General features: G+C 56.0%; 24 protein-coding genes and 5 pseudogenes. 9 read left to right on the forward strand and 20 right to left on the reverse strand.

Going from position 1 to position 26,402, the window contains the following annotated elements; all coding sequences use genetic code 11:
- Positions 1 to 13: 13 nt before the first annotated feature.
- From AC07O1_RS21900 to AC07O1_RS21925, 6 genes are all read right to left on the reverse strand, one after another.
- Positions 14 to 1,378 (reverse strand): MATE family efflux transporter, encoded by a 1,365-nt coding sequence (locus AC07O1_RS21900; RefSeq protein ID WP_495090088.1) that lies wholly within the window; start codon positions 1,376 to 1,378, stop codon positions 14 to 16.
- A gap of 2 nt (positions 1,379 to 1,380) precedes the next feature.
- Positions 1,381 to 3,075, reverse strand: coding sequence for an asparagine synthase (glutamine-hydrolyzing) (gene asnB / locus AC07O1_RS21905; RefSeq protein ID WP_495090089.1), 1,695 nt, complete (start codon positions 3,073 to 3,075; stop codon positions 1,381 to 1,383).
- Positions 3,076 to 3,093: 18 nt separating this feature from the next.
- Positions 3,094 to 3,534: a hypothetical protein gene (locus AC07O1_RS21910; protein ID WP_495090090.1), complete on the reverse strand. Its 441-nt coding sequence runs from the start codon at positions 3,532 to 3,534 to the stop codon at positions 3,094 to 3,096.
- The gene (locus AC07O1_RS21915) at positions 3,521 to 4,696 is read right to left on the reverse strand and encodes an aminotransferase class I/II-fold pyridoxal phosphate-dependent enzyme (protein ID WP_495090091.1); all 1,176 of its coding nucleotides are present in this window, start codon (positions 4,694 to 4,696) and stop codon (positions 3,521 to 3,523) included. Before AC07O1_RS21915 ends, AC07O1_RS21910 begins: the two co-directional genes overlap by 14 nt.
- Positions 4,697 to 5,401: 705 nt before the next feature.
- Positions 5,402 to 6,169: an SDR family oxidoreductase gene (locus AC07O1_RS21920; protein WP_495090092.1), complete on the reverse strand. Its 768-nt coding sequence runs from the start codon at positions 6,167 to 6,169 to the stop codon at positions 5,402 to 5,404.
- A 39-nt stretch (positions 6,170 to 6,208) separates the two neighbouring features.
- On the reverse strand, positions 6,209 to 7,276 hold the full coding sequence (locus AC07O1_RS21925; RefSeq protein ID WP_495090093.1) for a phosphotransferase family protein: 1,068 nt from the start codon (positions 7,274 to 7,276) through the stop codon (positions 6,209 to 6,211).
- 231 nt (positions 7,277 to 7,507) lie between these two features.
- On the opposite strand from AC07O1_RS21925, the pseudogene AC07O1_RS21930 reads away from it, so the two are divergent.
- Positions 7,508 to 7,696, forward strand: a pseudogene (locus AC07O1_RS21930) (DUF4280 domain-containing protein); the annotation flags it as partial.
- A 20-nt stretch (positions 7,697 to 7,716) separates the two neighbouring features.
- Here AC07O1_RS21930 and AC07O1_RS21935 read toward each other — a convergent pair.
- The 6 genes and pseudogenes from AC07O1_RS21935 to AC07O1_RS21960 form a co-directional block, all read right to left on the reverse strand.
- Positions 7,717 to 8,067, reverse strand: a pseudogene (locus AC07O1_RS21935) (toxin-antitoxin system YwqK family antitoxin); the annotation flags it as partial.
- Positions 8,068 to 8,100: 33 nt separating this feature from the next.
- Positions 8,101 to 8,256 (reverse strand): annotated as a pseudogene (locus tag AC07O1_RS21940) (hypothetical protein); the annotation flags it as partial.
- Between the two features lie 36 nt (positions 8,257 to 8,292).
- Complete coding sequence (locus AC07O1_RS21945; RefSeq protein WP_494995272.1) at positions 8,293 to 9,246, reverse strand: 2-hydroxyacid dehydrogenase; 954 nt, start codon at positions 9,244 to 9,246, stop codon at positions 8,293 to 8,295.
- A 305-nt stretch (positions 9,247 to 9,551) separates the two neighbouring features.
- Positions 9,552 to 10,094 carry a cysteine hydrolase family protein gene (locus AC07O1_RS21950; protein WP_495090094.1) on the reverse strand — a complete coding sequence of 181 codons (543 nt, stop codon included), beginning with the start codon at positions 10,092 to 10,094 and terminating at the stop codon, positions 9,552 to 9,554.
- 213 nt (positions 10,095 to 10,307) lie between these two features.
- Positions 10,308 to 10,406 (reverse strand): annotated as a pseudogene (locus tag AC07O1_RS21955) (TetR family transcriptional regulator); the annotation flags it as partial.
- Between the two features lie 343 nt (positions 10,407 to 10,749).
- Positions 10,750 to 11,133, reverse strand: a complete 384-nt coding sequence (locus tag AC07O1_RS21960) for a tautomerase family protein (protein ID WP_495010893.1) — start codon at positions 11,131 to 11,133, stop codon at positions 10,750 to 10,752.
- A 263-nt stretch (positions 11,134 to 11,396) separates the two neighbouring features.
- On the opposite strand from AC07O1_RS21960, the gene AC07O1_RS21965 reads away from it, so the two are divergent.
- From AC07O1_RS21965 to AC07O1_RS21980, 4 genes are all read left to right on the forward strand, one after another.
- A complete protein-coding gene (locus AC07O1_RS21965; protein ID WP_495090095.1) occupies positions 11,397 to 12,113 on the forward strand; it encodes a helix-turn-helix transcriptional regulator in 717 nt (238 codons plus the stop codon).
- A 54-nt stretch (positions 12,114 to 12,167) separates the two neighbouring features.
- The gene (locus AC07O1_RS21970) at positions 12,168 to 12,509 is read left to right on the forward strand and encodes a nuclear transport factor 2 family protein (RefSeq protein WP_494995276.1); all 342 of its coding nucleotides are present in this window, start codon (positions 12,168 to 12,170) and stop codon (positions 12,507 to 12,509) included.
- A gap of 89 nt (positions 12,510 to 12,598) precedes the next feature.
- A complete protein-coding gene (zapE, locus tag AC07O1_RS21975; protein WP_495090096.1) occupies positions 12,599 to 13,720 on the forward strand; it encodes a cell division protein ZapE in 1,122 nt (373 codons plus the stop codon).
- A 189-nt stretch (positions 13,721 to 13,909) separates the two neighbouring features.
- Positions 13,910 to 14,401 (forward strand): GNAT family N-acetyltransferase, encoded by a 492-nt coding sequence (locus AC07O1_RS21980; protein WP_495090097.1) that lies wholly within the window; start codon positions 13,910 to 13,912, stop codon positions 14,399 to 14,401.
- A 157-nt stretch (positions 14,402 to 14,558) separates the two neighbouring features.
- Here the strand turns inward: AC07O1_RS21980 and AC07O1_RS21985 are convergent, their stop codons facing one another.
- The gene (locus AC07O1_RS21985) at positions 14,559 to 14,780 is read right to left on the reverse strand and encodes a hypothetical protein (protein ID WP_495090098.1); all 222 of its coding nucleotides are present in this window, start codon (positions 14,778 to 14,780) and stop codon (positions 14,559 to 14,561) included.
- Between the two features lie 356 nt (positions 14,781 to 15,136).
- On the opposite strand from AC07O1_RS21985, the gene gnd reads away from it, so the two are divergent.
- Both gnd and zwf read left to right on the forward strand, forming a co-directional pair.
- A complete protein-coding gene (gene gnd, locus AC07O1_RS21990; protein ID WP_494995280.1) occupies positions 15,137 to 16,117 on the forward strand; it encodes a phosphogluconate dehydrogenase (NAD(+)-dependent, decarboxylating) in 981 nt (326 codons plus the stop codon).
- Positions 16,114 to 17,634 (forward strand): glucose-6-phosphate dehydrogenase, encoded by a 1,521-nt coding sequence (zwf, locus tag AC07O1_RS21995; RefSeq protein ID WP_495090099.1) that lies wholly within the window; start codon positions 16,114 to 16,116, stop codon positions 17,632 to 17,634. Before gnd ends, zwf begins: the two co-directional genes overlap by 4 nt.
- Positions 17,635 to 17,761: 127 nt before the next feature.
- Here zwf and nhaB read toward each other — a convergent pair whose 3' ends face one another.
- Positions 17,762 to 19,264 carry a sodium/proton antiporter NhaB gene (gene nhaB, locus AC07O1_RS22000; protein WP_495090100.1) on the reverse strand — a complete coding sequence of 501 codons (1,503 nt, stop codon included), beginning with the start codon at positions 19,262 to 19,264 and terminating at the stop codon, positions 17,762 to 17,764.
- A 125-nt stretch (positions 19,265 to 19,389) separates the two neighbouring features.
- Between nhaB and AC07O1_RS22005 the strand changes: the two are divergent.
- Positions 19,390 to 19,668 (forward strand): annotated as a pseudogene (locus tag AC07O1_RS22005) (aldehyde dehydrogenase family protein); the annotation flags it as partial.
- A gap of 152 nt (positions 19,669 to 19,820) precedes the next feature.
- Here the strand turns inward: AC07O1_RS22005 and AC07O1_RS22010 are convergent.
- The gene (locus AC07O1_RS22010) at positions 19,821 to 20,087 is read right to left on the reverse strand and encodes a hypothetical protein (protein WP_494995283.1); all 267 of its coding nucleotides are present in this window, start codon (positions 20,085 to 20,087) and stop codon (positions 19,821 to 19,823) included.
- Positions 20,088 to 20,439: 352 nt separating this feature from the next.
- Here AC07O1_RS22010 and AC07O1_RS22015 point away from each other — a divergent pair, with 352 nt between their 5' ends.
- Positions 20,440 to 21,765: a sigma-54 dependent transcriptional regulator gene (locus AC07O1_RS22015; protein WP_495090101.1), complete on the forward strand. Its 1,326-nt coding sequence runs from the start codon at positions 20,440 to 20,442 to the stop codon at positions 21,763 to 21,765.
- A 57-nt stretch (positions 21,766 to 21,822) separates the two neighbouring features.
- Here the strand turns inward: AC07O1_RS22015 and fapF are convergent, their stop codons facing one another.
- The 5 genes from fapF to fapB all read right to left on the reverse strand — a co-directional run bounded on the left by fapF (position 21,823) and on the right by fapB (position 26,401).
- The gene (gene fapF, locus AC07O1_RS22020; protein WP_495090102.1) at positions 21,823 to 23,103 is read right to left on the reverse strand and encodes a fibril amyloid transporter FapF; all 1,281 of its coding nucleotides are present in this window, start codon (positions 23,101 to 23,103) and stop codon (positions 21,823 to 21,825) included.
- A 47-nt stretch (positions 23,104 to 23,150) separates the two neighbouring features.
- Entirely contained in the window at positions 23,151 to 23,891 is a 741-nt protein-coding gene (gene fapE, locus AC07O1_RS22025) for a fibril amyloid subunit FapE (RefSeq protein WP_495090103.1), read from the reverse strand.
- 33 nt (positions 23,892 to 23,924) lie between these two features.
- The gene (gene fapD / locus AC07O1_RS22030; RefSeq protein ID WP_495090104.1) at positions 23,925 to 24,605 is read right to left on the reverse strand and encodes a fibril amyloid maturation endopeptidase FapD; all 681 of its coding nucleotides are present in this window, start codon (positions 24,603 to 24,605) and stop codon (positions 23,925 to 23,927) included.
- A 70-nt stretch (positions 24,606 to 24,675) separates the two neighbouring features.
- Entirely contained in the window at positions 24,676 to 25,776 is a 1,101-nt protein-coding gene (gene fapC, locus AC07O1_RS22035; protein WP_495090105.1) for an amyloid-like fimbrin subunit FapC, read from the reverse strand.
- Positions 25,777 to 25,828: 52 nt separating this feature from the next.
- The gene (gene fapB / locus AC07O1_RS22040) at positions 25,829 to 26,401 is read right to left on the reverse strand and encodes a fibril amyloid subunit FapB (protein ID WP_495090106.1); all 573 of its coding nucleotides are present in this window, start codon (positions 26,399 to 26,401) and stop codon (positions 25,829 to 25,831) included.
- Between the last annotated feature and the right edge of the window lies 1 nt (position 26,402).

Consider the following 26,402-nt stretch of genomic DNA (forward strand, 5'->3'; position numbering starts at 1 on the left):
TCCTTTTGGTGAGCTAAGCTACGCGCAGACTGCGGTCAAACGATGCACTACATTTCAGGAAATACGCCGCCAGTCCTATGGCAGTAACGAGGAAGCCAATTTGCATGCCGACCCAAACCACCACAGGGCTAGCGGGATAGACTTTGATCAGCAATAACTGTGAGAGCAATCCGAATACCCAGAACCCAACCAGATTCAATGCCAGTGGCCAGCGGGTAATTTCACACCCCCTGAGAATTCCAGTGAGCAGAACAAGGAAGGCGTCGACAAGCAGGAAGGGGAATGAGAACGAAAGGAATTCATCCATGTACCCATAGATCGGCTGAGTTATCTCGGTTACAGGGCCAAGGAATAAAGCATAGATTTCAAAGCGTACGACATACATCACGACCAGTAGCAATGTAATGAAGCCAAACGACGTCGCAGTGACCTTGACCAGGAATGCACGCAGCGAGCGGCTAGTTGCAGTGCTGATGTTCGATGACACATGTATGGCGCAATACTCGTTGAAGCCCAGTATGAAGACGACGATCAGCTCATTGACCTGCAGTATTGCCAGGTGAGCCGCCAGCGGCTGTTCACTGAACCATCCCATCAGGAACACGGAAACGGACAGAAAGGCGACTGTACTAATGATACTCAAGCCAATGGGAAGTCCAATTTTCAGCACTTCGGATATATGGGGCATCAATAAAGTGCGAAAAGTCAGAACATCTCTTACTGGGTGAATTCTTGGGCTGTTGGTGTGCATGTGCACGAACAGCAGGAGTACCCCGGCACCGACCAAAGACCCTATGAAAGTACCAATGCCTGCTCCCAATAGTCCTAGTTCAGGTGCACCCCATTTTCCATAGATAAGGATGTAGTTGAGCACCACATCGGTGAGCAACTGGATCACTGCGCCGACAACCACTAATTTTCCCTTGTCGTGGAAGGCCAGTATTTCCCAATAGTGGATGAACAACAGATTCGGCAGGATCGACAGCCCCAGCAACACGAGATAATCCCGTGACTCATCTACCAGCCTGGGGGATTGCTGAAGGCCCAGAAGGATCTGTGGTCCCATCAGCAGTATGAGGAATGCAAGGACCGCAAAGGCGGTTAGCAGGAAGTAGACAGCCAGTTTGCTGCTGGCCATCTTCCGACTGTCGTCGGCGTCTAGATACCGCCCATAGATCGGCCCGAAGCCAAACACGATGCCTTCGCCCAGCATGAACAGGATCAAGTAGATCTGCATGGCCAACCCACCGGAGGCCATGCTGTAAACATCGTGCTGCCCCAGCATCACTGAGTCGAGCAGGGGCATGAGCACCACAGACATATTGGCAAGACCGAGCGGAATCGCACGCCTGAGAATTTCGTTCGCTTTGACGTCCATGTTCAATACTCCCTAACGGCAGTACCCGAAAAGGCGTTGACTGCGTTCATTCGCCAGTTCATTGCGGGAGCAGCCAGTGAAACATGCTTGATATCACTGGCTGAAAAGAAGCTGGTGGCCGACGCCAACGCCTGCAGGGTGGACAACTTCAAATAGGCAGTTCGAGGTGCGTCAGGGAATGCCTGTTTGCGGCGCAGGCGAATCATGTCGGTCACAACTCCGCTCATGGCCGTCCGAAGCGGCGCTTTTTCGATGCCTTGATGAATCTTTTCTTCGGCGGTGAGCCTCAGTGCGTGCATGACCAGCGCCTGATTCAAAAAGGGCAGGCGAACTTCAACGCCGGACGCCATAGAAAGCTTGTCCTCATGACTGATCATCGCTTGTAAATGCCCCTCCATCAGGATGTTCTGTAGAGATCCGAAGTCGGTCCAGCGAGGCTTCAGGTTTTGTTCGATCAGCGTTCTGATTTCTAACTGTGTGAGGATGTGGTGAATGCCTCTCTCGTTAGAAAGCCGCTGGAAATGATCAATCACCTGCTCGTCATCAGTCGCCTCATAAAGTGATTGAAGGTTGTAGTGATGGTAATACCCACCCCAGAATTCATCGGCCCCCTGGCCGTTGAATGCCACCTTTAGACCCAAGCTCGCAATGTGCTTGTAGATCAAGTATTGCGTAACATAAACCTGGTCGTGCAGAGGCTCTTCGAGCGAGTGTTGGACCGTCTCGAAGTGTTGCTCGATATCGTCGCTGTTGATGCGCAGAATGTGGTGATCAATACCTCCTAAATGATCAACCAGATACTCAGCGCAACGCAGATCCTCATTTCTGCTATCGATATAGGCAGCAGTAATGGCAACGAATGGTCTGTTTTGCATTTCAGTTTTCAGAAGGGTTGCAATTATGCTGCTGTCCAGACCTCCTGATAACACAACGGCATGAGCATGATGGGCCGGGACCATCGAGCTGACCGCATGTGCAAGCTTTCTTCGCAACGGGTAATCCGGTTTAGTGGCACCCAGACGACTGGTGTAGATCTCCTGCGGTGTCTTGCTGTGTTCGTCGTATTGATACACCTTTCCGGGCAGGCAATTCTTAATACCCTGAAAGTATGTGGTTTCGCGATTCGAAAAGAAGTCGAAGATAAGGTCTGAGAAGACACGTTCGGGATTGAGCGTTCCCTGTCCCTGCACGCAAATAATTGCTTTTGCTTCTGACGCCAGTGCCAGACCGTCACGGTCGACCTTGTACATCAGTTGTTTCTCACCCAAGGGGTCGCGAGAGAAAAATAGCTTTCCGGATTCCAGATCGTAGAGCACGAGGGCCCAGCAGCCTTCCACGACATCCAGGAATGACCAGCCGATTTGTTCAATACCGCGTAGAAGGGTTTCGGTATCGGAGTCTCCAGCAAAGCTCATACCTCGCGCGATGAGATTTGCCCGCAAATCCCGGTGGTTGTAGATTTCACCGTTAAAGATCATGACCGACCTATCCGTTTTCACGGGTTGCCGGCCCTCGTCCGCAGTTGATGTGGACAGCGATAGTAATGTGTGGCCGAGAAAGACTCTGCCATCCAGGGACGAAAAGACGCCTTCCCGGTCCGGCCCACGATGTTTCAGGATATCTACACCACGTGAGTTGAGTCGAGTTGAGTTGAGCGCATCAGTATTATTCGAATAGGCAGCGAACAATCCGCACATATATCTCTCCTGGAATGGTTAGACCATTCGGATCTTGTTGCCACCCCAGGCTGTGGTAAGCCAATTTCGGATAACCGTTTCGAATGATGTTTCGTTTATGGGGGATTCACCGTCACCACGTAACCAAAACGACAGCGTAGGACCTTCCACTGTTGGAATAATGTAGATGCAGCCAAAACAGGTGCTTCTGCTCTGGTTGGTAATTGTGTAGGCGAAGGAAGACCCATCCCGAAACTCTTTCTCATGCCAGCCCAGATCGACGAGATTGTCATGCAGGGTGATATTCAGGGGCCAATTACCTGGAGCTCTGTATTTTTCGTGAAGTTTACATTTGCTGACGTAGACGGCTTCGAAGTCGATGATCACATGGGTCACGGAAAGGGGCTCTACCACAGTGCCGGCGTGCTCGAAACCAAGAGGAGGGCTGATCAGTTCAGGGAAAAGTTTAGGCGAATACATTTGGCACCTCTGTCATATATTCCATTTCAAACTGGAAAACGGCACTTTTGAGTTTGTCGATGCTGGTTTGAAATTTTTCTTGAGAACGTGACAGTGATACACGAAAGGCGGTGTATGGCGGCTTATGCTTACTCCAGTAGAAAAAACGCCCGGGTAATACGTGCACCTCCTTCTTGGCCAGGAAGCCGATGAAGTCTATATCCGAAACTTGGCTGCTGGCTTTTAGCTCGAACCATTCCAGAGGCAGGGTCGCGCGGACTCTGTCGGTGTGGGGTTTGGCGATGGAGCCTGAGAGTTGTTTGATCAAGTAGGCATGGCGGGTATTCACAGGCACCTGAATGCTGGCGGTGATACCTGTAGACCGGCTACGATCGAAGAGTGCTTCGAACATAAGCATCGCGAATCGGGAGTGGCACAGATATACCTCATCGTAGAGGGCTTCGAAGTGCTTCGAGCAGTTGGAAGAATAACTTATAAGACTGGCTTTCAGGTCATGTGTGGGCCAGGTCTTGCCGGTGTCTTCGATGATGAAATATCTACAGCCGTTTTTTTCAAAATGTGCGCGCTCATCAATTTGGTCGAAAGCATACAGGCGGAAAGTAGTATCAAGTACCAGGGTCTTGTTTCGTTGCGCACAATACTCCGATATCAGCACCAGATATTCAGGTTCGATGACCGTTCCTGTTGGATTGTTAGGGTTGACCAGGAACAGGGTGTCGAAGTCGAGTGAGTCGAGCAAGTGAAAGAGTTCAGGCGCGCAGAGGAAACTCCTGAAGTGTTCATCGCCTATGGATTGCAGAGTACAGCCGCGACGCCGTAACAGTAGCGCGAGATTATCGAACGTTGGTTCTACCAGCAGAACACGAGGCGCCTGCGCAGCGAGATAAGCAGCTACCAAATCAATGGAGTTAGATGCCGTAGGTGAAATTTTGTAGCAACTGCTTTCTTCTAGCGTCTGCGAACCAATCAACTTGGCCAAGGCACTTTTGAAGCGCGCTTCAGCAACATGGACTTTCGTCATTTCACTGTCTCTCCAGATTTCTGGCAGCTGAGACGGGAAACCAGGGAAGCTTTCGTTGATGTCATGATAAGCATGCCCATCGGAGAGATTGTAATTCCCTTGCAGTCCGATAAGTTCGAAATCTGTCAGTTGCTGGATCATTCCACTACCTTTGAATTAAAAGTCCATGTGATGATTTTTTTTGCTATTTCTTTATCTTCGAAGCTAACTACTATTTTGAGTGAATGGAATAGGGGGACATTAAAAACAGAACAATCCTACAAGCCTTTCTGGGTGTACAGAGCTTGTAGGTGGTTGGAGTTAATCCTATGTTGGTGGGGTAGGTGTTCGATTGTATTGGTCGTGAAAACGCAGTCGAGATATTACAATTCGTTGAACTGGCTAGGGCCCAGGCATTTACCGAGAAAAGGCGTCATAGGGTCATTGTGGGGGAACTCACTGAAATGCTCAGCATCTTGCAGCGTTGTGCGCTGCATCTCGAAGCCGTGCATATCTGGTGCGGAAGGAGTGGGGAGCAAAGCAAAAAGCTTTCGTGGCAGTTCTTCAATTCTCTTGATTTAGCCCATTCCTGACAGGCCAGGACCCGGCCCCTTTTCCAGTAGAGCCGGAGGGCGGGTAGCCAGTGTGGGCGAGTCCATACATAAGGGCGAAACCCTAAGCCGCCGTCACCGCAGAAATGGATATGTACCCAGTCAAAATCAATGGTGAATACGAAGCAGCCATCGCGGGCAAGCCTCGCTCCTACAGGGATTGTGCGGCACTGTCCAAGGCAATGGTGGAACCACAATCGCCGGAGAAACAAAAGGCAGCCTGGTTGGCTGCCTTCCACTCACTACAAGCCCTGAATCAGGACAAAAATCCACCATCCACATTCAGCGAAACTCCAGTGGTATAGCTCGAAGCATCACTGGCAAAATACAAAACCGCTCCCGCCATTTCACTCGGATCCGCCACACGCTTGAGCGGAATCTGCTGCAACGCCGTCTTCAAAATCGCGTCATTTTTCACCAGCGCCGAAGCAAACCTGGTATCAGTCAGCCCCGGCAGCAACGCATTGCAGCGAATGCCGAATTGCGCGCATTCCTTGGCAAAGACCTTGGTCATGTTGATCACCGCAGCCTTGGTCACCGAGTAGATGCCCTGGAAGATCCCCGGCGAGATGCCGTTGATCGACGCGACGTTGATGATGCTGCCGCCACCGGTCTCGCGCATCAGCTTGCCGGCTTCCACCGACATGAAGAAGTAGCCGCGAATGTTCACGTCGACGGTTTTCTGGAATGCACTGAGGTCAGTATCCAGTACGTTGCAGAACTGCGGGTTGGTCGCCGCGTTGTTGACCAGAATATCCAGACGCCCGAACTGCTCGCGAATCCCGGCGAAGACCTGGGTGATCTGTTCCATTTCACCGATATGGCAGGCGACGGCTGTGGCCTTGCCACCGTCGGCGATGATGGCGTCGGCAACGTGCTGGCAACCGTCGAGTTTGCGGCTCGAGACGATGACGTGGGCGCCTTGCTGGGCCAATAGTTTGGCAATGGCTTCACCGATACCGCGGCTGGCGCCGGAAACGAAAGCGATCTTGCCGTCAAGGTCGAACAGCTGAGTCTTGGACATGGTTTTCTCCTTGTTGTATGCCAGGTGCGAGGCGCGTAGTCAGAGGCTGGATGTGTGGATGACTTGCAGGCTCATCTGCTCCAGCAGTTTGTTCATGTGAATGAACTGCGCGAAGCGTTTGTCCTGGGTCTGGCCATGGAAGAAGCGGTAGTAGATCTGCTGCACGATACCGGCCAGGCGGAACAGCCCATAGGTGTAGTAGAAGTCGAAGTTGTCTATCTGCAGCCCTGCGCGTTCGGCGTAGTAATCGACGAACTGGCGGCGGGTCAACATGCCGGGCGCATGGCTCGGCTGGCGGCGCATCAGTTGCACCGGTGCCGGGTCGCCGGCTTCGATCCAGTAGGCGAGGGTGTTACCCAGATCCATCAGCGGATCGCCGAGGGTGGTCAGTTCCCAGTCCAGCACGCCGATGATCTGCATCGGGTTGTGCGGGTCGAGGATCACGTTATCGAAGCGATAGTCGTTGTGCACGATGCTCGAGGTCGGGTGATCGGCGGGCATCTTGTCGTTGAGCCAGGCTTTGACGGTTTCCCAGCTCGGTGCGTCGGGGGTCAGTGCCTTGTCGTAGCGATCGCTCCAGCCGCGAATCTGCCGCTGGACATAACCTTCGGGCTTGCCCAGATTGGCCAGGCCGCAAGCCTTGTAGTCGACCCGGTGCAGTTCGACGAACTTGTCGATGAAGCTCTTGCACAGCGCTTCGGTTTTCTGCGCATCAAGGCCCAGTTCCGCTGGTAGGTCGGAACGCAGGATGATGCCATTGACCCGCTCCATCACATAGAACTCGGCGCCGATCACCGACTCGTCGGTGCAGTGCACGTAGGCTTTCGGGCAATACGGGAAGCCGTCTTTGAGCTGATTGAGAATGCGGTATTCACGGCCCATATCGTGGGCCGACTTGGCCTTGTGGCCGAACGGTGGTCGACGCAGGACAAATTCCTGCCCGGGGTATTCCAGCAGGTAGGTCAGGTTCGACGCGCCGCCCGGAAACTGGCTGATCTGCGGTGTCCCGCTCAGGCCAGGAATATGCGCCTTGAGGTACGGATCGATGCGACTGACATCGAGTTCTTCGCCGGAGCGGATACGGGTGGACTGGTCAGTAAGCGCCATGCTTATCCCTTCTGCTTATTTTGGAGGCCCGACATTATTGGCTAATCTAATTCGCACAGCGGTGCGCTCACAAGTGCCGCAAGGCCTTATAGGTTAGCGTGTTGCCGGATAATCAGTGTTCTTGATGGGCTGATTGGCGTTCAGCCGTGCAGGCCGGGCACCTGCGAGCTATGGTTGATCATTGGCGAGGGTCAGTTGCCATGAGTTATCCATCCGCACAGGAGGTGTCAGGTGGGATGTCCGCAGGTGTGTGCTACCGCTACCTTGCAATGCAGTTTCGGTGTGGCCCCGACGGTGCTCAATGTGCTGCCGGTCAATCGCACGCTCACCGGCGGGCTGCCGGCGGCGAATATCATGGACCACATTCCGCTGGTGAACATTCCCACCTTCGGCATGTGCCAGAGTCCGGCCAACCCGCTGGACCCCGAGGGCAAGCCCATGTCGCGGTAATGCTCCAGTTCAGCCAGTTGCCCATCGGGAAAGTAATTACTCGCTTCGCCATGCAGCAGCCCCTTGCGATAGGTGGCCTTGCGTTGCAACCAGCCCTCAGGTGCATGAAAGGTTGCCATGCCGTGCAGCTTGCCGCTGACATAGGGCAATAGCGCGCTGACCTTGCCGTTGGGGTGATAGAGAGTGCTCGCCCCCTGCAATTGCCCCTGGCTGTAACTGAGGTCGGCTTGCTGGCGACAGGCTTCTTCAATGCGCAACGGGCCTTCCAGCTCGCTGTCGAGCAGGCGGCCGGTGAGGTGACTGTCACCCCGGAACAGCTCAAGCCTGGTGGATTCGCTCATGGCATTTGCTCAATTGACCTTCACCAAACCGCCCTTGATGGTCAGGCTGATGCTGCCGGTCTGGATCGCCACGCTGCGTTTGCCTTTTCCCAGGGTGACCGTTTCGTCGCCTTCCTTCACTGTGCCGGTGCGGGCGTTCTGGACGCTCAGGATTTCATCGTGGCCGACGGTGGCGGTGGTGTCGTTATTGCCATGCACCCGCAACAGCCCGGAGCTCCGTCCTTTTTAGTCGCGCGGGGGAGGCAGCGGGATCGGGGTAAGCACCGCTTTGCCGGAGAAAAACGCCAGCAGGTTTTCGGCCACCAAATGCACGGTCGCCTGCGTCGCCTCCGGCGATAGCCCGGCGACATGGGGTGTCAGTACCACGTTGTTCAGGATCTTGAGGGCGTCCGGCACTTGCGGTTCGTCATCAAAGACATCCAGCGCCGCGCCGGCGATGCGCCGATGTTCCAGGGCACTGATCAGCTCGTCAGTGACGATCACGCTACCCCGGGCGATATTGACGATGAAACCCTTCGGCCCGAGGGCATCAATGGCTTTTTTATCGATCAGGTGGCGAGTGCTGGCGCCGCCGGGAGTGGCGATGATCAGGAAGTCCGAAGCACGTGCCAGTTCGGTCGCCGAATCACAGTAGTTATAAGGGACGTCGTCGCGCTGCTGGCGGCTGTGGTAATTCACCGACATATCGAAGCCCTTGGCGGCGCGTTTGGCGATGGCCAGACCCACCGCGCCCAGGCCGAGAATGCCCAGGCGCTTGCCAGCCAGTGAAGGCCGCATGATCTTCGGCCATTCGCCGCGCCGGACCGCCGCATCGGCTTGAGGGATGCCACGTACCAGAGACAGCAAGAGCGCCATCGCGTGATCGGCCACCGACGAAGCGTTGACCCCCGCGCCGTTGGTCACGGTAATGCCCCGATTGCTGGCGGCCTGCAGGTCGACATGTTCATAGCCCGCGCCGATCACGCAGATGATTTCAAGCAGCGGCAGAGCAGCGATTTCTTCGGCGTAAAACCCAAGCGGACCGCGCGTCAGTACCGCCCGGATCTGTCTGGCGTGGGTCTGAATGGCGTGGGCTCGCTCGGCGGGTGTTGGTGCAAGAATCAGGTGAAACCCCTGGCTTTCAAGAATCGGCAAATAGTCGTTAATGGTTTCAACCAGTACCAGAACGGTGATGGGCATGCTGCGCTCCTGATGACTTCAAAGGGTGGATTTGCCGACGCTGAAAATAGTGTTTTACCCATCCCCGGGACATCTCTGAAAAGACCCGGGATTGCTGGCTCGGGAACTGTTTGACAAGGGTAGCTGGCGCGGCGCGGCATGGGTCCAAAGATCGCAGCTTATCGAAACAGCTGTCCCGAGCAAGATCAAAAGATCGCAGGCTGCGCCAGCTCCTACAGGGGATCGGTACTCATCTCGGTCGGCGTAGCAACAGTGTTTCATCACGTCGCGTTCGGACAATCTTTTGGCGGCGGGTACCTATCCCGTCAAAATTGAACATCTGCCGTGTTCAGCAGCTTCACGAAAGCCCCGCCAAGCGTCGCATTATGGTGTTCGATGATCGCTTTGGCCGGCAGCGCTGGCGTGTCCATGCAGGTATGGGCGTCCGCTACCAGTATTGGTTGAAATCCCAGTTCGACGGCAACACGGCAAGTGGTATCGATGCAGTACTGGGTTTTCATGCCGACGATGACCAACTCATTGATCCCGCCCGCTGTCAGCTGATCAGCCAGACGGTTACCGAAAAAGCAGCTGGGTCTGGTTTTATCGAACAGTGTGTCAACGCTCGCATCAAGCTCAAGGGTGGGCAGCAGTTGCCACAGTGGGCTCCCGGAGGCGATGGGCGAACCTTGGGGGCCGGTATGCCTCACCGCAAAAATTGGCGCGCCGGTCTGACGAGCCTTGGCGATCAGTTGATTGATGTTGGCCAGAACGCGCTCTGCGTCATGGGGTTTGTGCGGTCCATTGAATAGCCCGACCTGCATATCGATGATCAATAGAGCGGGGTGCCTGGTGCTGAGTGACGGCATGATGTTTCTCCTTGTGTGCCAGGTGGACGGAGAAACAAAAGCCCCTGTCCATTGCTGGCCGGGCTTTGGGTTCACTGCGCGATGTTCAATCCACGTAACGACCTCACGACCCGCCGGAGGCGGTCGTGGTGGTGCGGGTGAGATCAAACGCGAGAATGTTCATAGGCCGATCATGCTGTTGGCCGTCGAAGCTTGTCAACGGCACCGTCAGTGCTGCGCCGATTGCTCGAATGCACGAACACATGCCTCCTGCGCCAGGGCTTCCCTGGAATCGAAGTGACGGTAGAAACCACCATGGGTCAGCCCGGCAGCACCCTTGGCGAAGGCGTAGTAGATCACCGTCGCCTGTAAGGCCATGACCATAAAATGGTGTCCGTGACGCAGATGCGACCAGCTCGGTGCGCGCCGACTGAGGGCGAAAATCAGAATTGGCACAAAGCCGAACAGCACGCGCAAAAAAAACGATCTGTATCGGCGAAATCCAGTCCGCCGCCCATTTCATGAAGATGAAGTTGGTGCGCCAGATCAGGCCCGACAAGGCGAAAGCGAAATAAGCGCGTTATTCATGGATAGCTCCCCGGGATCGGGGCGTAAGCCACGATCAAGCGGTGTGTTTGCAGAGAATGCTGCGGCAAACGATCAGCGTCCAGTTCAATCAATCGGCGTACTGAGCAACCCCATTGCCGAACGACCAATTCTCTTTCTTGACCTCCACCAGGTTGATGAAAACATCTTCCAGGCGCACGGCCAGTTCGGTGTTGAGGCTCTCGGCGATGGCCTTGTAGAGCAGTTTCTTCTGCTCGGTGCTGCGGCCTTCGTTCAGGGTGATCTGGATGATCACCAGGTTGTCGGTGCGGTTGATGCCCAGGTAAACCGGGTCGTAGATGAAGTGCTGTTCATCGTGCTCGGCGAGGATCTGGAAGTTGTCGTGATCGGGGACGCCGATAGCGGTGTGCATGGCGTTGTAGATCAACTTGCCGACCCGTTTTACGTAGGTGGGATCCTGATGCTTTTTGATGTCGACACGAACTAAAGGCATGGGATGACTCCAGAGGCGGGTGGCTGTTGAATGGATCAAAAATACATCTTGGGCAGCCCCTATAAAATAAATTTCTATTGGAATCTATTTTCTTCTGCATAAATATCCATTGTTTGTCAGATCGTCATCACGCAGGCATGCCCGCGAGGCATTTTTCCGGGCACAGCTGTGAGTGGCGGTTCACCGCCTATTTCTCTGCTGACAATTTCTGACAGGATGCTCTGCTAATCTTCACGAACCTTTCGAACAGGAGCGTGATCAGCGTGTCGCGTACCACCCGTCTATTAACGTTGCTGCAAGTACTGCGCGGCAAGAGCCGCCCGGTGACGGCAGCGGCGCTGGCCAGCGAGCTGGAGATTTCCGAGCGCACGATTTACCGCGACATTGCCGAATTGACCGCCCTCGGAGCGCCGATCTTTGGCGAGGCGGGCATTGGCTACGTACTGCGCAGCGGTCTGTTTCTGCCACCGTTGATGCTCAACGCCGACGAAACTGAAGCCATTGTGTTGGGTTTGCGTTATGTCGATCAGCGCGGCGATGAAGTGTTGAGTAAAGCGGCGGCCGATGCCCTGGCGAAGATCGCGGCGGTATTGGCACCGGCGGCGCATGATGCCTTGCGCAATCCGACGGTGTTGCCCGGACCGCCCGGTTATGGGTATCCGCAGAATGCCGTGGAGTTGAATGTCTTTCGCCAGGCCATTCGCGGCCAGGCAAAGCTGCACATCGATTACGCAGACGTGAATAAAGTCCCCAGCCAGCGGCTGATATGGCCGTTGGCGTTAGGCTTTTTCAATGAGGTGCGGGTGATTGTCGCCTGGTGTGAGTTGCGTGAGGCCTATCGGACTTTTCGCACCGACCGGATTGCCGCCGCCAGCGAGCAGGGTGAGCGCTATCCGGGGCGTCGCAGTGATCTGTTGCGGGCCTGGCGCAAGTTGATGCAACTGGATGAGGCGGGGCGCTTCACTCCTGACAAGAATTGACACATGGCTGTCTTAGCATGGCTCCAGAATCAACAAACAAGGAGCCGTATCAACATGTCGAATCCAGCCTCTTCACTCGCGCCCGCCATCGCCGCTTACATTGCTGCCACCAATGCCCGTGACAGCTCGGCGGTCGCCAGTTTCTTCGCCGAGGATGCCAACGTTTTCGATGAGGGCGAGCATCGGGTCGGCACCATTGCCATTGCCCAATGGATGGAGGACGCCGCCCGACGTTACCAACCGCGGGTTGAAGTCCTTGACGTGCAACAACGCACCGGTAAGGTGCTGGTCAAAAACCAGATCCGCGGCACCTTTCCCGGAAGCCCGCTGGAGCTGCGCTATGTGTTCCGGCTCGACGAGCAAGGCAAGATCGCTCGGCTGGATATTTCGTTGTAACTGTACGCTCCTGTAGTCGCAGGCTTCGCCAGCTGCTAAATGGGGCATGGCATACTGTCCGGCTTCAGCCCCCGGACCCATTTGCCCGTATGACCTTCGATTCCCCCCTCAGCGCCTATCAACACGCCATCGAGCAAAAGGGCTTCGTCCAGGACGACGCCCAATGGCAAGCGGTGCAGGCGCTTGAGCAGTGTCACAGAACGCTGCACCAGGGCCATAAGCACATCAGCGGCGTCTACCTCTGGGGGCCGGTGGGCCGAGGCAAGACCTGGTTGATGGATCAGTTCTACCAAAGTTTGCGGGTACCGGCCCGACGTCAGCACTTTCACCATTTCATGGGCTGGGTGCATCAGCGCTCGTTTCAATTGACCGGTACTGCCGACCCGCTAAAGGCGCTGGCCCGTGAGCTGAGCGCTGAGGTGCGGGTACTGTGTTTCGACGAGTTGTTCGTCAACGATATCGGCGACGCGATCATTCTCGGGCGATTGTTTCAGGTGATGTTCGAGGAAGGCGTGGTCATCGTGTCCACCTCCAATCAACCTCCGGTGCAGCTCTACGCCGATGGCTTCAATCGTGAGCGGTTTGTGCCGGCCATTGAAGCGATCAAAAACCAAATGCAGGTGGTGGCAATGGATGGCAGGGAAGACCATCGCTTGCATCCGGGCCTCGGAGTTCAGCGTTATTGGGTCCGTACGCCTGGCCAACCGGACGTCATGGACGAAGTGTTCAAGGGATTGGCTACCGGGCATGCCGTTTCCAGTGAGCCGGTCAGCATCGGTTACCGTAGTCTCACTGTCGTGCAGTCCAGCGAAACCGTGCTCTGGAGTCTTTATGCGGACCTGTGCGAGCAACCCTTTGCAGCGATGGACTTCATGGCGTTGTGCGACAGGTTCAACGCTATTCTATTGAGCGAAGTACCGAACCTCAGCGCTCACAAGCGTCCCGGGCGAATTGCCCGCGGCACCGAAGACGGGGTCGAGCGGGTCGATGCAGGAGATCGGGAGCTGCCGCAGTTGTCGGTGCATGACGACAGCGTGCGGCGCTTCATCGCGTTGGTCGATGAGTGTTACGACCGTAAGGTTCCTCTGTACATCGAGGCCCAGGTGCCGATGGAATCGTTGTACACCGAGGGTTACCTGGAGTTTGCGTTTCGCCGCACCCTCAGTCGCTTGCGGGAGATGCAATTGCAGCGGTTTTCTGGAGCGCGTTGAAATCTGGACCGAAGAGCAGATTTGGGGCGTAAGACGCTGACGCTGACGCCGACGGAAAATTCCAGGGACTACAGCAATCTCACGCAGGTGTTGTCGGAACCGGCCCGGTCACGATAAGGTCCGTTGACCTTCTCCGTCGTCTGGAGACGCGTTGAGGGAGCGAACATCACTATGCGATCGAGGATGGAAATGGAATCCGCAGAAATTCTGGTACTACAAGCCAGCTATACCAACCCGGTGCATGCCGAAGCCATCAGCATTGTCCTGAATCAGTACGCCGAAGATCCCATGGGCGGCGGCGAGTCATTATCGGCCGATGTGTTGCACAATCTGCCCGGCGAACTGGCCAAGCGTCCCCATGCATTCAGTGTTTTAGCATTCGTCGGAGGCGAGCCGGCCGGGTTGGTGAACTGTTTCGAAGGGTTTTCAACGTTCGCCTGCCGTCCATTGGTCAACGTTCATGACGTGTCTGTAGTGAAGAAATTTCGTGGGCGTGGCCTGAGCCAGAAAATGCTGAAAAAGGTCGAGGACATTGCCCGCCAGCGTGGCTGCTGCAAAATCACCCTGGAAGTCCTCGAGGGCAATGAGGTAGCTCAGGCGTCCTACGGTAAATTCGGTTTCGCCGCAGGGATGTTAGACCCGGCCCATGGCCGTATGCTGTTCTGGACCAAAGCCTTGTAACATCGTCGGGCACCAGGCGTGCATGAGTGGCTGCGCCGACCAGTAAGGCGGGCGTTACGAATGTTCCAGGCATAAAAAAGGCGTCCGGAAGGACGCCAAGGTTAATCTCTGCCAAAGGAGCGGTATTGCCAGAGTTTCATAGATTGCTGCGTAGGGATCAGGCGCTGGTTTTTTGTTTCTTTACTGCCTGATCGTCATTGGCAGGTGCGGTTTTAACCGTGTCGGCAGACGCCGTGTTATCGGATTTGCCATGGACTTCTTGCTGACTCAGATTGAAGTTGTCCCAATGCTGTCTGGATCGTTCGGCGCCCCCTTCGGCGAACACGGCGGCAGAACTAACGGCCATCAGGCCAGCGAGGATCAGAGTTGAAAGTTTCATGCTGTGTTTTCCATCAAGAATGTGTGGTGCCTGCTTCGTCCGTGATATGAGGTCATGGGCGCAGTGTGTGGCCATTCTATTAAGCGCAAGTTAACAGTTGCATGGGGCGAAGAAGTGGTTGTGATCCTCGTTGCGAGGGCGGGAAGCAGCCGGTGCCGTTTCTGATTTCTTTTTTTCTGCGAATGGAACTTTTTTATTTCTAATTGTCGTCTGTCTTCTTCGTAATGTCTCAGGTGATCCAGCGTATTGCTCCGCTTGAGAGGAAACTATGTCTGGACGCTTTCGACTAACCTTCATTAGCCTCATTGCGCTATAACTTTTAAAACATATTTATTTGTAGTAAGGAGCATCAGTACATGCAATTGGGGATTATCGGATTGGGCCGCATGGGCGGCAATATTGCGCGGCGACTGATGCTCAATGGGCATTGCACCGTGGTTTACGACCGCAACGCCGCATTTGTCACCGCCCTGAGCGAAGAGGGCGCAACCGGTGTTGCGGACTTGCCGGCGCTGGTCGCGGGCCTGGAAAAGCCGCGAGCGGTCTGGGTAATGCTTCCAGCCGGTGGGCCGACCGAAGAAACCATCGAAACCTTGAGTCAATTGCTCGATGCTGGCGATGTGATCATCGACGGCGGCAACACCTTTTATAAGGACGACATCCGTCGCGCTCACACGCTGTCGGAAAAAGGCCTGCACTACATCGACGTCGGCACCTCCGGCGGCGTGTGGGGGCTGGAGCGCGGTTACTGCATGATGATTGGCGGCGATGCCGATGTGGTCAAACGTCTGGACCCGCTGTTCGACAGCCTGGCGCCGGGCCTGGGCAACATCCCGCGGACCAAGGATCGGGTGGCCGAGGATGATCGCGCCGAACGCGGTTACATCCACGCCGGCCCGGCGGGCTCCGGGCACTTCGTGAAAATGATTCACAACGGCATCGAATACGGAATGATGCAGGCGTTTGCCGAAGGTTTCGACATCCTCAAAACCAAAGCCTCGGAAAACCTGCCGCAAGATCAGCGCTTTGATCTGAACGTGGCCGACATCGCCGAAGTCTGGCGCCGTGGCAGCGTGGTTTCCTCCTGGCTGCTGGACCTGACCGCCGATGCGCTGGCCAGCGATCCGAAACTCGACGGTTATTCTGGCGCCGTGGCCGACAGCGGCGAGGGGCGCTGGACCATCGAGGCGGCCATGGAGCAATCGGTGCCAGTACCGGTCTTGTCCAACTCGTTGTTCGCGCGCTTCCGCTCCCGCCAGCAAAGTACCTATGGCGACAAATTACTGTCAGCCATGCGCTTCGGTTTTGGCGGCCATGTCGAGACACCCAAGAAATGACCTCGCGCCGAAAAAAATCCAAGGCTGAACCCGCGCCGGCGACCACGCTGTTTCTGTTCGGCGCCCATGGTGATCTGGTCAAGCGCCTGCTGATGCCGGCGCTGTACAACCTCAGTCGCGACGGTTTGCTGAGCGATGGCCTGCGCATCGTGGGCGTCGATCACAACGCGATCAGCGATGCGGACTTCGCCAAGAAGCTCGAAGATTTCATTCGTACCGAGGCGGCCAACAAAATCGGCAAAGGCGACGACGTCCTTGAACCAGCGTCGTGGTCCAGACTGGCCAAGGGCATCAGCTATGTCCAGGGCGATTTCCTCGACGACAGCACCTACGAGGCACTGGCGGCAAAAATCGCCGCCAGTGGCACCGGTAACGCAGTGTTTTACCTGGCGACGGCGCCGCGCTTTTTCAGTGAAGTGGTGCGTCGTCTCGGATCCTCCGGCCTGCTCGAAGAAGCGCCGGAGGCCTTCCGCCGGGTGGTGGTCGAAAAACCTTTCGGCTCCGACCTGCAAACCGCGCAAGAGCTGAACGCCTGTCTGCTCAAGGTCATGACGGAGAAGCAGATCTACCGGATTGACCATTACCTGGGTAAGGAAACGGTTCAGAACATCCTCGTCAGCCGGTTTTCCAACAGCCTGTTCGAGGCCTTCTGGAACAACCATTACATCGATCATGTGCAAATCACCGCGGCGGAAGCCGTCGGTGTCGAGACACGCGGCAGCTTCTACGAACACACCGGCGCGCTGCGGGACATGGTGCCCAATCACCTGTTCCAGTTGCTGGCAATGGTCGCGATGGAACCACCGGCCGCTTTCGGTGCCGATGCGGTGCGTGGGGAAAAGGCCAAAGTCATTGGAGCGATTCGCCCTTGGTCCACCGAGGAGGCGCTGGCGAACTCGGTGCGCGGCCAGTATGCAACGGGCGAACTTGGCGGCAAGCCGCTGCCCGGTTACCGCGATGAGCCTAAGGTAGCACCCGACAGCAACACCGAAACCTACGTCGCGCTCAAGGTCATGATCGATAACTGGCGCTGGGTCGGCGTGCCGTTCTACCTGCGTACCGGCAAACGCATGAGCGTGCGCCACACGGAAATCGCCATCTGCTTCAAACCCGCGCCGTACGCGCAGTTCCGCGATACCGAAGTTGATGAATTGCAACCGACCTATCTGAGGATCCAGATCCAGCCCAACGAAGGCATGTGGTTCGACTTGCTGGCCAAACGCCCCGGGCCGGCGCTGGCCATGGCCAACATCGAGCTGGGATTCGCCTACAAGGATTTCTTCGAGATGCAGCCGTCCACCGGCTACGAAACCTTGATCTATGACTGTCTGACCGGCGACCAGACGTTGTTCCAGCGTGCCGACAATATCGAGAATGGCTGGCGCGCCGTGCAGCCGTTCCTTGATGCCTGGAAGGAGGACTCCACCATTCAGACTTACCCGGCAGGTGAAGACGGCCCGGCGTCGGCAGAGCAATTGCTGGCCCGTGACGGACGCGCCTGGCACCGTCTCGGGTGACCGGCAGCAATGTCGAGGATGGCGCGGCAGGGGCCTTCGAGCGGTCTATCCTGCCGCGCTGAAGCCGGCTCTTCGTAGCAGTTGCCGAACGCAGCCTTCGGCAGCTGCTACGCGATTATCTTTCGGCTTACAGCCAGTAACTGACCGCAAACCAGCCGAGCACACCCATTACCACCGTATATGGCAGCGCCATCCATACCATTCGCCCGTACGATAAACGAATCAGCGGCGCAATCGCCGACGTCAGCAAAAACAAAAACGCTGCTTGCCCATTTGGCGTCGCCACGCTCGGCAGGTTAGTGCCAGTATTGATGGCGATAGCCAGGGTCTCGAAGTGTTCGCGACTCATATGGCCGGAAATGAACGCCTGTTTCACTTCTGTGATGTAAATCGTCGCCACGAACACGTTATCGCTGATGGCCGATAGCAGGCCGTTGGCGATAAACAGCATGCCCGGTTGTTGCTCGGGCGGCAGGGCCAGCACCCACTGAATCAATGGGGTAAACAGCTGTTGATCGTGGATCACCGCCACCACCGCGAAAAACACCACCAACAATGCGGTGAATGGCATTGCGTCCTTGAAGGCGTTGCCGATGCGGTGTTCTTCAATGATGCCGGTGAACGAGGTGATCAGCACGATCACCATCAAGCCGATCAGGCCGACTTCGGCGATGTGAAACGCCAGCCCGGCGATCAGAATCAGTGCCGCCAGGCTCTGAACCAATAGCGCCGCGCGCTGACGGGAGGTGCGTTCGGCGTTGTCTTCAGCGGCATAGTTGGCCAGTACTGCGCGCACGTTATCCGGCAGCAAGGTGCCGTAACCGAACCAGCGCAACTTCTCCAACAGCACGCAAGTCACCAGGCCTGCCACCAGGACCGGCAGCGATACCGGGGCGATCTTCAGGAAGAACCCGGAAAAGTGCCAGCCCATCTCATGGCCGATCAGCAAGTTCTGTGGCTCGCCCACCAGCGTACAGACACCACCCAGGGCGGTGCCCACTGCGCCGTGCATCAGCAGGCTGCGCAGAAAGGCACGAAACTGTTCGAGGTCTTCGTGGTGCAGCTTCGGCAGGTGTTTGTCGTCGCTGAACTCGCCGTCCTGGCGTGGATCATTGCCCGAGGCAACACGGTGATAGACCGAGTAAAACCCCACCGCGGCGCTGATGATCACTGCCGTTACCGTCAAGGCATCGAGAAACGCCGACAGAAACGCCGAGAGAAAGCAGAACATCAACCCCAGCAACGCCTTGGACCGAACCCCCAGCAGCAGGCGCGAGAACAGGAACAGCAACAGGTCTTTCATGAAATAAATGCCCGCCACCATGAACATCAGCAGCAGGATGACCGGGAAGTTATGCAGCAGTTCGTCATACAGTGCCTGAGGCGTGGTCATGCGCAGCAGCAGGGCTTCGACCATCAGTAATCCGCCGGGCATCAGCGGGTAGCACTTGAGTGCCATGGCCAGGGTAAAAATGAACTCCACCACCAGCAGCCAACCGGCAGCCACCGGGCCGACGGTCCAGAGCACCAGCGGGTTGAGGATCAGGAACGCGACAATGCCTGCCTTGTACCAGCGTGGTGAATGCCCGAGAAAGTTGTGCGCGAACGCCTGGGCCATTGAACCGGACATCGGCAGCTCCTTGTAGTGAGAGGCGCGCAAGTTGCCGTAAGCGAAAGGGAAGATCAAGTGTGGGAAAAAGCCTTCAGGCCTGAGGATCGTTCCCACGCGGGAGCGTGGGAATGATCTGCAATTGAGTCCTACACCTGACGCGAGTTGTCAATGCCGAAGAGGCGCTGGCCAAGGCAAACGATACCGAATACGGGCTCACGGCGAGTGTGTGGACCCGCAGCTTGTCGGCTGCCATGGACCTGACACCGCGCATTGAGGCCGGTACGGTATGGGTCAACAGCCACACACTCATTGATGCGAACATGCCTTTTGGTGGTTTCAAACAGTCTGGAAACGGGCGAGATTTCGGCGCCGATTGGCTCGACGCGTTCACTGAAACCAAATCTGTTTGCATACGACATTGAAAATCGTAAACGGGAGGGAACCGGGGGAACTTCAAGAAGCTGATATACCGCCGGATCGCTTTCAAGCATTAAAGCAAACGCGACGAAAGGCGGTATATCCAGAGTTGGGCGAGAGCATTGCGCGGATCACTGGTAGTGATCCGTGGGCGTGCTTACTCCGGCATTGTCCAGGATTGCAGTTTATAACCTTCCTGGCTCAACTCGGCACGTACCTCTTCCAGCAGACTTTCCAGTTGCGCCGGGTCGGAATAGGCACTGCTCGGAATCTGTTTGCGGCCAATATGGGTGTTGGTCCGGTCGATAACGGTCAGGCTGAGTTCGCCATTACCGTCTTGCGGGGCCCAGGCAACGCATTGAAAAGGCTCGAATGCGTGGCCGGCAATCAAAAGTGCTTCGTTGATGCGGAGCGGGGCGTTCATGGGGTCTTCTCTCCTTGTGCCCAAACAAGTGATGTGCCGTCGGTTGGGCTTACCTTTCGGCTGGTTACTTGTACTGATGCCCGCAGAGTGGGGGCAGGTCACACACGATAACAAGTTTTTTAAACTTTTTTTATTCACAATGCTTAAACCGCGATTTTGAAAGCTGAATGAAAGGTTTTAATTAGTTAGGCAGCTAATAGCCTTCCCCCTTATAACGAACTCGGAAAGATTCGGTCTTAGCCCTATAATCAATTGATACAAGAGGGCGTCAAAATATTGCTAATGTTACAACTGGTTCTGCCAAATGACTGTTTCTAATAACATTTCATAAATTTGGCGCCAAGGAACAGTCATGATCGAAACACCTGCCTTACGACGATTGCTAGTGGTCGATCCCTGTGATGATTGTCACCGTCTGCTGCCCGGATTGCGCTCGGTGGGTTGGGACGTAGACAGTTGTACGCTGGAATCGGCCTCTGACCGTTCCTGCGATGTCGGCCTGCTCCGGCTGCAGCCGTTTCACCTGGAGCGACAGGAGGCGGTCAAGGAATTGATCAGCCACAGCGGAACCGAATGGATCGCTGTGCTTAGCCAGGACGTTCTGCGTTTGCAGAATGTCGGTGATTTTGTCTGCGAATGGTTTTTTGACTTTCATACCTTGCCGTTCGATGTGTCCAGGGTTCAGGTAACCCTGGGGCGTGCATTCGGCATGGCACGGTTGCGCGGCCAAGGCTCGATTCATGTTTATAAGCTGGAACATGAATTGCTCGGTGACAGTCGGCCGATTCGCGAGTTGCGCAAACTGTTGAGCAAACTGGCGCCTACCGAATCGCCGGTATTGATCCGCGGCGAGAGCGGCACCGGCAAGGAGTTGGTGGCTAGAACCTTGCACCGGCAGTCACAACGCCGCAGCAAGCCGTTTGTGGCGATCAATTGCGGTGCTATCCCTGAACATCTGATTCAGTCCGAACTCTTTGGTCATGAAAAGGGCGCTTTTACCGGCGCTCACCAGCGCAAGGTCGGACGTATCGAGGCGGCCCACGGCGGCACGCTGTTTCTCGACGAGATCGGCGACCTGCCGTTGGAGTTACAAGCCAATCTGCTGCGGTTTTTACAGGAAAAGCACATTGAGCGGGTCGGTGGTAGCCAGCCTATTCCGGTCGATGTACGGGTACTGGCAGCGACCCACGTCGATCTTGAATCCGCTATCGAGAAAAAGCGTTTTCGTGAAGATCTGTATTACCGGCTGAACGTTTTACAGGTCGTCACCGCGCCTTTACGCGAGCGCCATGGTGACCTGCCGAAGCTGGCCAACCATTTTTCCCACTTTTACAGCCAGGAAACCGGGCGGCGTCCGCGCAGTTTCAGTGAGGACGCGCTAATTGCCATGGGCAAACATGACTGGCCGGGCAATGTGCGTGAACTGGCCAACCGTGTTCGCCGGGGATTGGTCCTGGCCGAAGGGCGGCAAATCGAAGCCCGGGACTTGGGGTTACTCAGCCATCAGGCCATTGCAGCGCCCATGGGAACACTTGAGGACTACAAACACAGCGCCGAACGCCAGGCGCTGTGCGATGTGTTGAATCGCCACAGTGACAACTTGAGTATCGCGGCAAGAGTGCTCGGTATTTCGCGGCCTACCTTCTACCGCTTGTTGCACAAGCACCAGATACGCTGACGTTCAAGCTTCAAACGACAAAGCCCGCCGAAACGGGCTTTGTCGTTTGAGTGGCCGTTAGAAGTAGTACGGGAATTTCAGGCTGAAGGAGAAGGCCGGTGCGTCCTGGGTCAAGCCGATGGCGAGGTTGGGGACTATCGTCAGTTTGTCGGTTGCCGCCAGGGTCAGGCCGATGTTGAAGTTGGCAGCGTTGTAGTCGCTGTCCGGGATTGTTGACCAGCCCTGGCCGTCCGGTCTGACTTTGCTTTTGTGGGCGAATTGGTCGGAAAACGAAAACGACATACTCATCTTCTCGTTCAAGGCAAACGCAATGCCGGCGCCGACCTGCCAGTAATCGCCCAGTTTCACGTCTCCCGGGACCTTGGTATTTATAGTGGGGCTGATATCGCTGAATGAATCCTGCTTGTTGTAGGTGTAGGCCAGGCTGCCGAAGAGCACGGCAGGGTCGTAGGTCTTGACCAGCGAGATACCCGGGGTAATCGACCAGACACCGTTGCCGGTAGGGAGTGACTGAGGTACCGACAAATTGTTGTTGTTCGGGTCATTGACCAGCTTGATTCCGTACGGATCTTTACCCGTCGGCGCCTTGACCCGCAGAGTGACGACCGCATCGGGCAGATTGACCGATTCATCCAGGAACTTGTAGGCAATACCAAAGTTGACATCGCCTATGGTCGGATCGCGGGTAACGGTGGCCTCGGATGAGACCGGGGCTGCGCCTCCTGCACCACCAGAAGAGTACGTCGATTCGCGATAGACGACCGGGACGTTGACGTCGAATTGCCAGCGTTGCGCCAGGTTGTAGCGGGCTGTCAGGTCCAGGGTCCAGGTGTCGGCCTTGATCTTGTCGATGTTGATGTTGCCGAGAAAAATCGAGTCCAGTGCCAGAAAACCGTTTAGAACCAGCTGCCGGGTATCGTAGTGGGTGTAGGTCAGGCCGGTTTCGACACTGAACTTGCCCCCGCCGAAGAAACCGCTGGCTTCGTCGTAGAGGTTGGAAACGCTTTGTGCCGGTGCCGAATCTTCCTTGAGCGACTGCCCGTAGGAGCTGCCCGTGGTTCCAGGTGCACCGGTGGCCACCGCCTGACCACCTCTGGGCTTTTCGGCCGGGGATTTGGTCAGGCGTTTGGGGACAGGTGTTGCAGGTGTTTCTTCGACTTGCTTAACGCGCTGTTCAAGTACCATCAGCGCCTTCTGTTGTGCTTCGTAACGTGTTTTCAGCTCCGTGAGTTCTTGTTTTAGGGCTTCTACCTGGGGGTCCGGTGCTGCTTGCAACAATGTGGCCGGGACCAGGGTACTCAAACAAACGACTGCTTTTAACGAAAACGATCGGTGCATGGGTTAGCCGTCCCTTCTGACTACATTTTTATGAGACTGAGCGTAGATCAGTATCCCAGAGTGCGTAGGCCTTTTAGTTGGTCCAGACTGCAGTCCAGCGCCCCGGCTGTCGGCAGGTTGTTGCGCAGGACGACATTGAGGGACGTCAGGTTGTTCACCTGGTTTCTGCCACCGAGCAAGGTCGCGTTCTGCATCAGGCCGCCCTGGGCAATACGTTGCATGGAACTGCCCTGATTGTTGTTGGCCTGGATGTTCAACTGCACGCCCGCGCTACTCGACGACATACTGAAGGTCCCGGCACCGTTGGAGGCGGACAGGGTCGTGCCGGCGGTCAATGGCTGGCCCTGGGTATCCATTTGTGGTGCCTGGTTGGCTTCTTTGACGTTGATGTCGACATTGTTGGACGCGCTGTTGTAGTCGCCGGCGGCGCGCACGACCTGGGTTACACCCTGGGTGGTGCTGAGGCCGCCGCCGCCGCTGACATTGCCGGCCCCTTGCGAGGGCGCCGAGCCATCACCTTTTTTGTCGATTATCGACACATAGAACTGCGGCTTGATGGTCGATTCTTGAATCTGCATCGAGGAGGTTGCCCCGATCATTTCACCGCTGGCATTTTGCCAGGTGCTGGTCATGACAATCCCGAAACTGATGATCCGGCCCGGCATGACATACCGGCCGCGAAGGGTCGCCAACTCCTGATCCTTGAGTTCAATCGGTTTGAACGCTTGTGCCTGGATCGGCAGGCTGGCGGCCAGGCAGACGACGGCCAGCCAGTATGGAGTCTTCATTGGATGCTCCCGGAGCTTCGTGCTCCCTTGCCATTAGAAGAAGTCGCTCTGGATGAATCCGAAATCCATCAACTCTGCGTCCTGCACCGGGCTGAAGGCGTTGATGCGGTTCTTGGCGGTCAGTGGCATAGGTGGTTCGCGCAAGACGTTGGTCTTGTCGTAGCCCTGGCCTATGACGGCGAAGATGATGCCGTTCCAGCCTTTGACAAAGTCGTCGAACTTGAAGCGTTTGTGACCGAGTACCGGATCACCGATATACACCCAGTCTTTCTCCGCTTTTTGCATGACCACGAAGTGCTTGTAGCCGCGGATGTCCATGAGCACGATGACCGGAATGGCGACACTGGTCAGACCTTCCGGCGATACCCGGTAACCACGGGCCCGCATGCCGATACTTTCCACGTAATGCTTCATGTCGAGCATGGAGAAGCCCTGGACGCGGACCAGATCCTGGTCGGAGTGAGCCAACATGCCTTCGATGATTTGTTCTTCATTCACGTCCAGCCAATAGGCCTGGCGCAATATGGTCGCCAGGGAAGCTGCGCCGCAACTGAAGTCGGTTTTCTGTTGGACCAGGTCGGCGAATTTGCGCTCACGTACGCTCTGGATCGGTTTGAAAACGACCGTTCCACCTGGCAAGACGGAAAGCGGCATTTGTCCTGCTTCGCTCAGGCCAGCCAGACAAAGCAGGAGCGCTAGGGCGAAAATACGCATGGTCGGATGCCTTCGTGTAGTAGTGAGAAAAGGCCCCCCGAAGGGGGCCCTCCAGACCCTGGAGATTAGCTTACAGGCAAGTTTTGCAACCGGCTGCAATGGACAGCGAGTTGCTTTGTTGGTTGCCAACACCGGCAGCCACGTTGACGCCCAGGTTGCCACTGCCGCCATTAACCGAACCGTTCAAGGTAGCAGTGTTGGTCACAGGGTTTGCCCAGCCAGTTGGGGTCAGCACTTGCCAAGACACTGTGTTGCTCAATTCAAAAGAACTGCTCTCACTGAATTCGCGCGATTTGTCGAACGAATTGTCGACCTTTTCGTGGACCTTTTTGTCGAACGATTTTTCGACCGATGCGTCAACCTTTGCCTTGAGCGATGCGTCGAAAGTTTCACTGCGGCGCACGTGACGGCCATCATCCTTAGTAACGGTCTTGGCAGCGTCCACATCAACTTTCACATCAACTTTCACAGCAACTTTCTTATCAACGTCCTTCTCAAAGCGCTTATCAACGTGCTTCTCAACATGCAAACTGGATGAATTACTGGAAGAGGAATGACCGCTGGATGAGTTGGTAGACGACAGCGTATCCTTGCGGAACGTCCGATCGGCTTTGTTATTCACCATCAGGCCAAGGCCTTGCTGATCGGCACTTGCGGTTGCGTCAGCGTGCTTGCCGCCAGACACAGCGATCGCCATGGTGTTTTTCTGTTGGTTAAGGTCGCCGGCAGTCATGTTGATGCCCAGGTTGCCGCTGCCGCCGTTGGCCGAACCGCTCATAGTGGCGCTGTTTGTAGTGGAGAAGTTGTCGACCGAGTTACTGTCGCCGGTTTGCGTGACCTGAGCGGTTGCCAACGCTGAACCAAAGACAAACGAACCATCGCCGCTGGCAATGGCGGCAGCGTTGTCTTGTTGGTTGCCGTCGCCTGCTGCAACGTTGGCGCCCACGTTACCGGAGGCGCCCGTGGCCGAGTTGTTCATCTCGGCTTTATTTTTAGTCCCTTCATTGAGGATGTAGTTGCCAATGCTGGTTTGTGTATCCCAGGCTTTCGCGGTGCCGCCGGCGTTGGTGGTGTCTTTTGGATTTGGTTGTGGATCTGCAGCTTGTACAGCAACAGCCATGACCGCAGCAATTGCGAAAACCAGAGGCTTGATTGCCATCGAGGGTTTCATGGTGATTCTCCGTACTTTATTTTAGGTTAAGTGTTGTTCTTACCTGTTTGGGTCAATCCGCGACCCGTACGCTCAGGGTGTTGGCCGTTCGGTTTCCCACCCCGGCGCTCTGATTCAACTGGATCACCCCACGGCTACCGGTGAAGGCCTGGTCGCTGGTAGCGACCTGGCGATGGCCAGGAGTAAGATCGGTTGAATCGGAGTTGTTGAGCAGCGCCACGTTCTGTTGCATGAGGACGCTGTCGTCGATACTTTGCGGCGTAGCACTGATGCTTATCCGCAGGGCGTTGGCTTGCTGGTTGCTGGCGCCCGAGCTCTGGTTGACCCCCAGTACGCCATTGCCGTTACTGAAGGAGTTGCCTTTAATGGTTGACTGGGCATCGATCCTGGGATCGACATGAGTACGCAACCGTTGGCGAATCTGCGTGGTGGCGCTGGCGTCGGTGTTAATGGCGATGGCTCGGGCGTTGGCCTGTTGTTGCTGATCGCCGGCAGCCTGGTTGACCGAGAAGTTGCCCTGGTACTGACTGCCGGAGTTTTCGATGGTGGCAGTATCGATGGCGGGAGGTTGGGCAAAGGTCGGCGCACTGCAAAACATGGCCAGAATCAGCAGAGTGCGATTCATT

The organism is Pseudomonas sp. GW821-FHT07G10, from assembly GCF_059418545.1.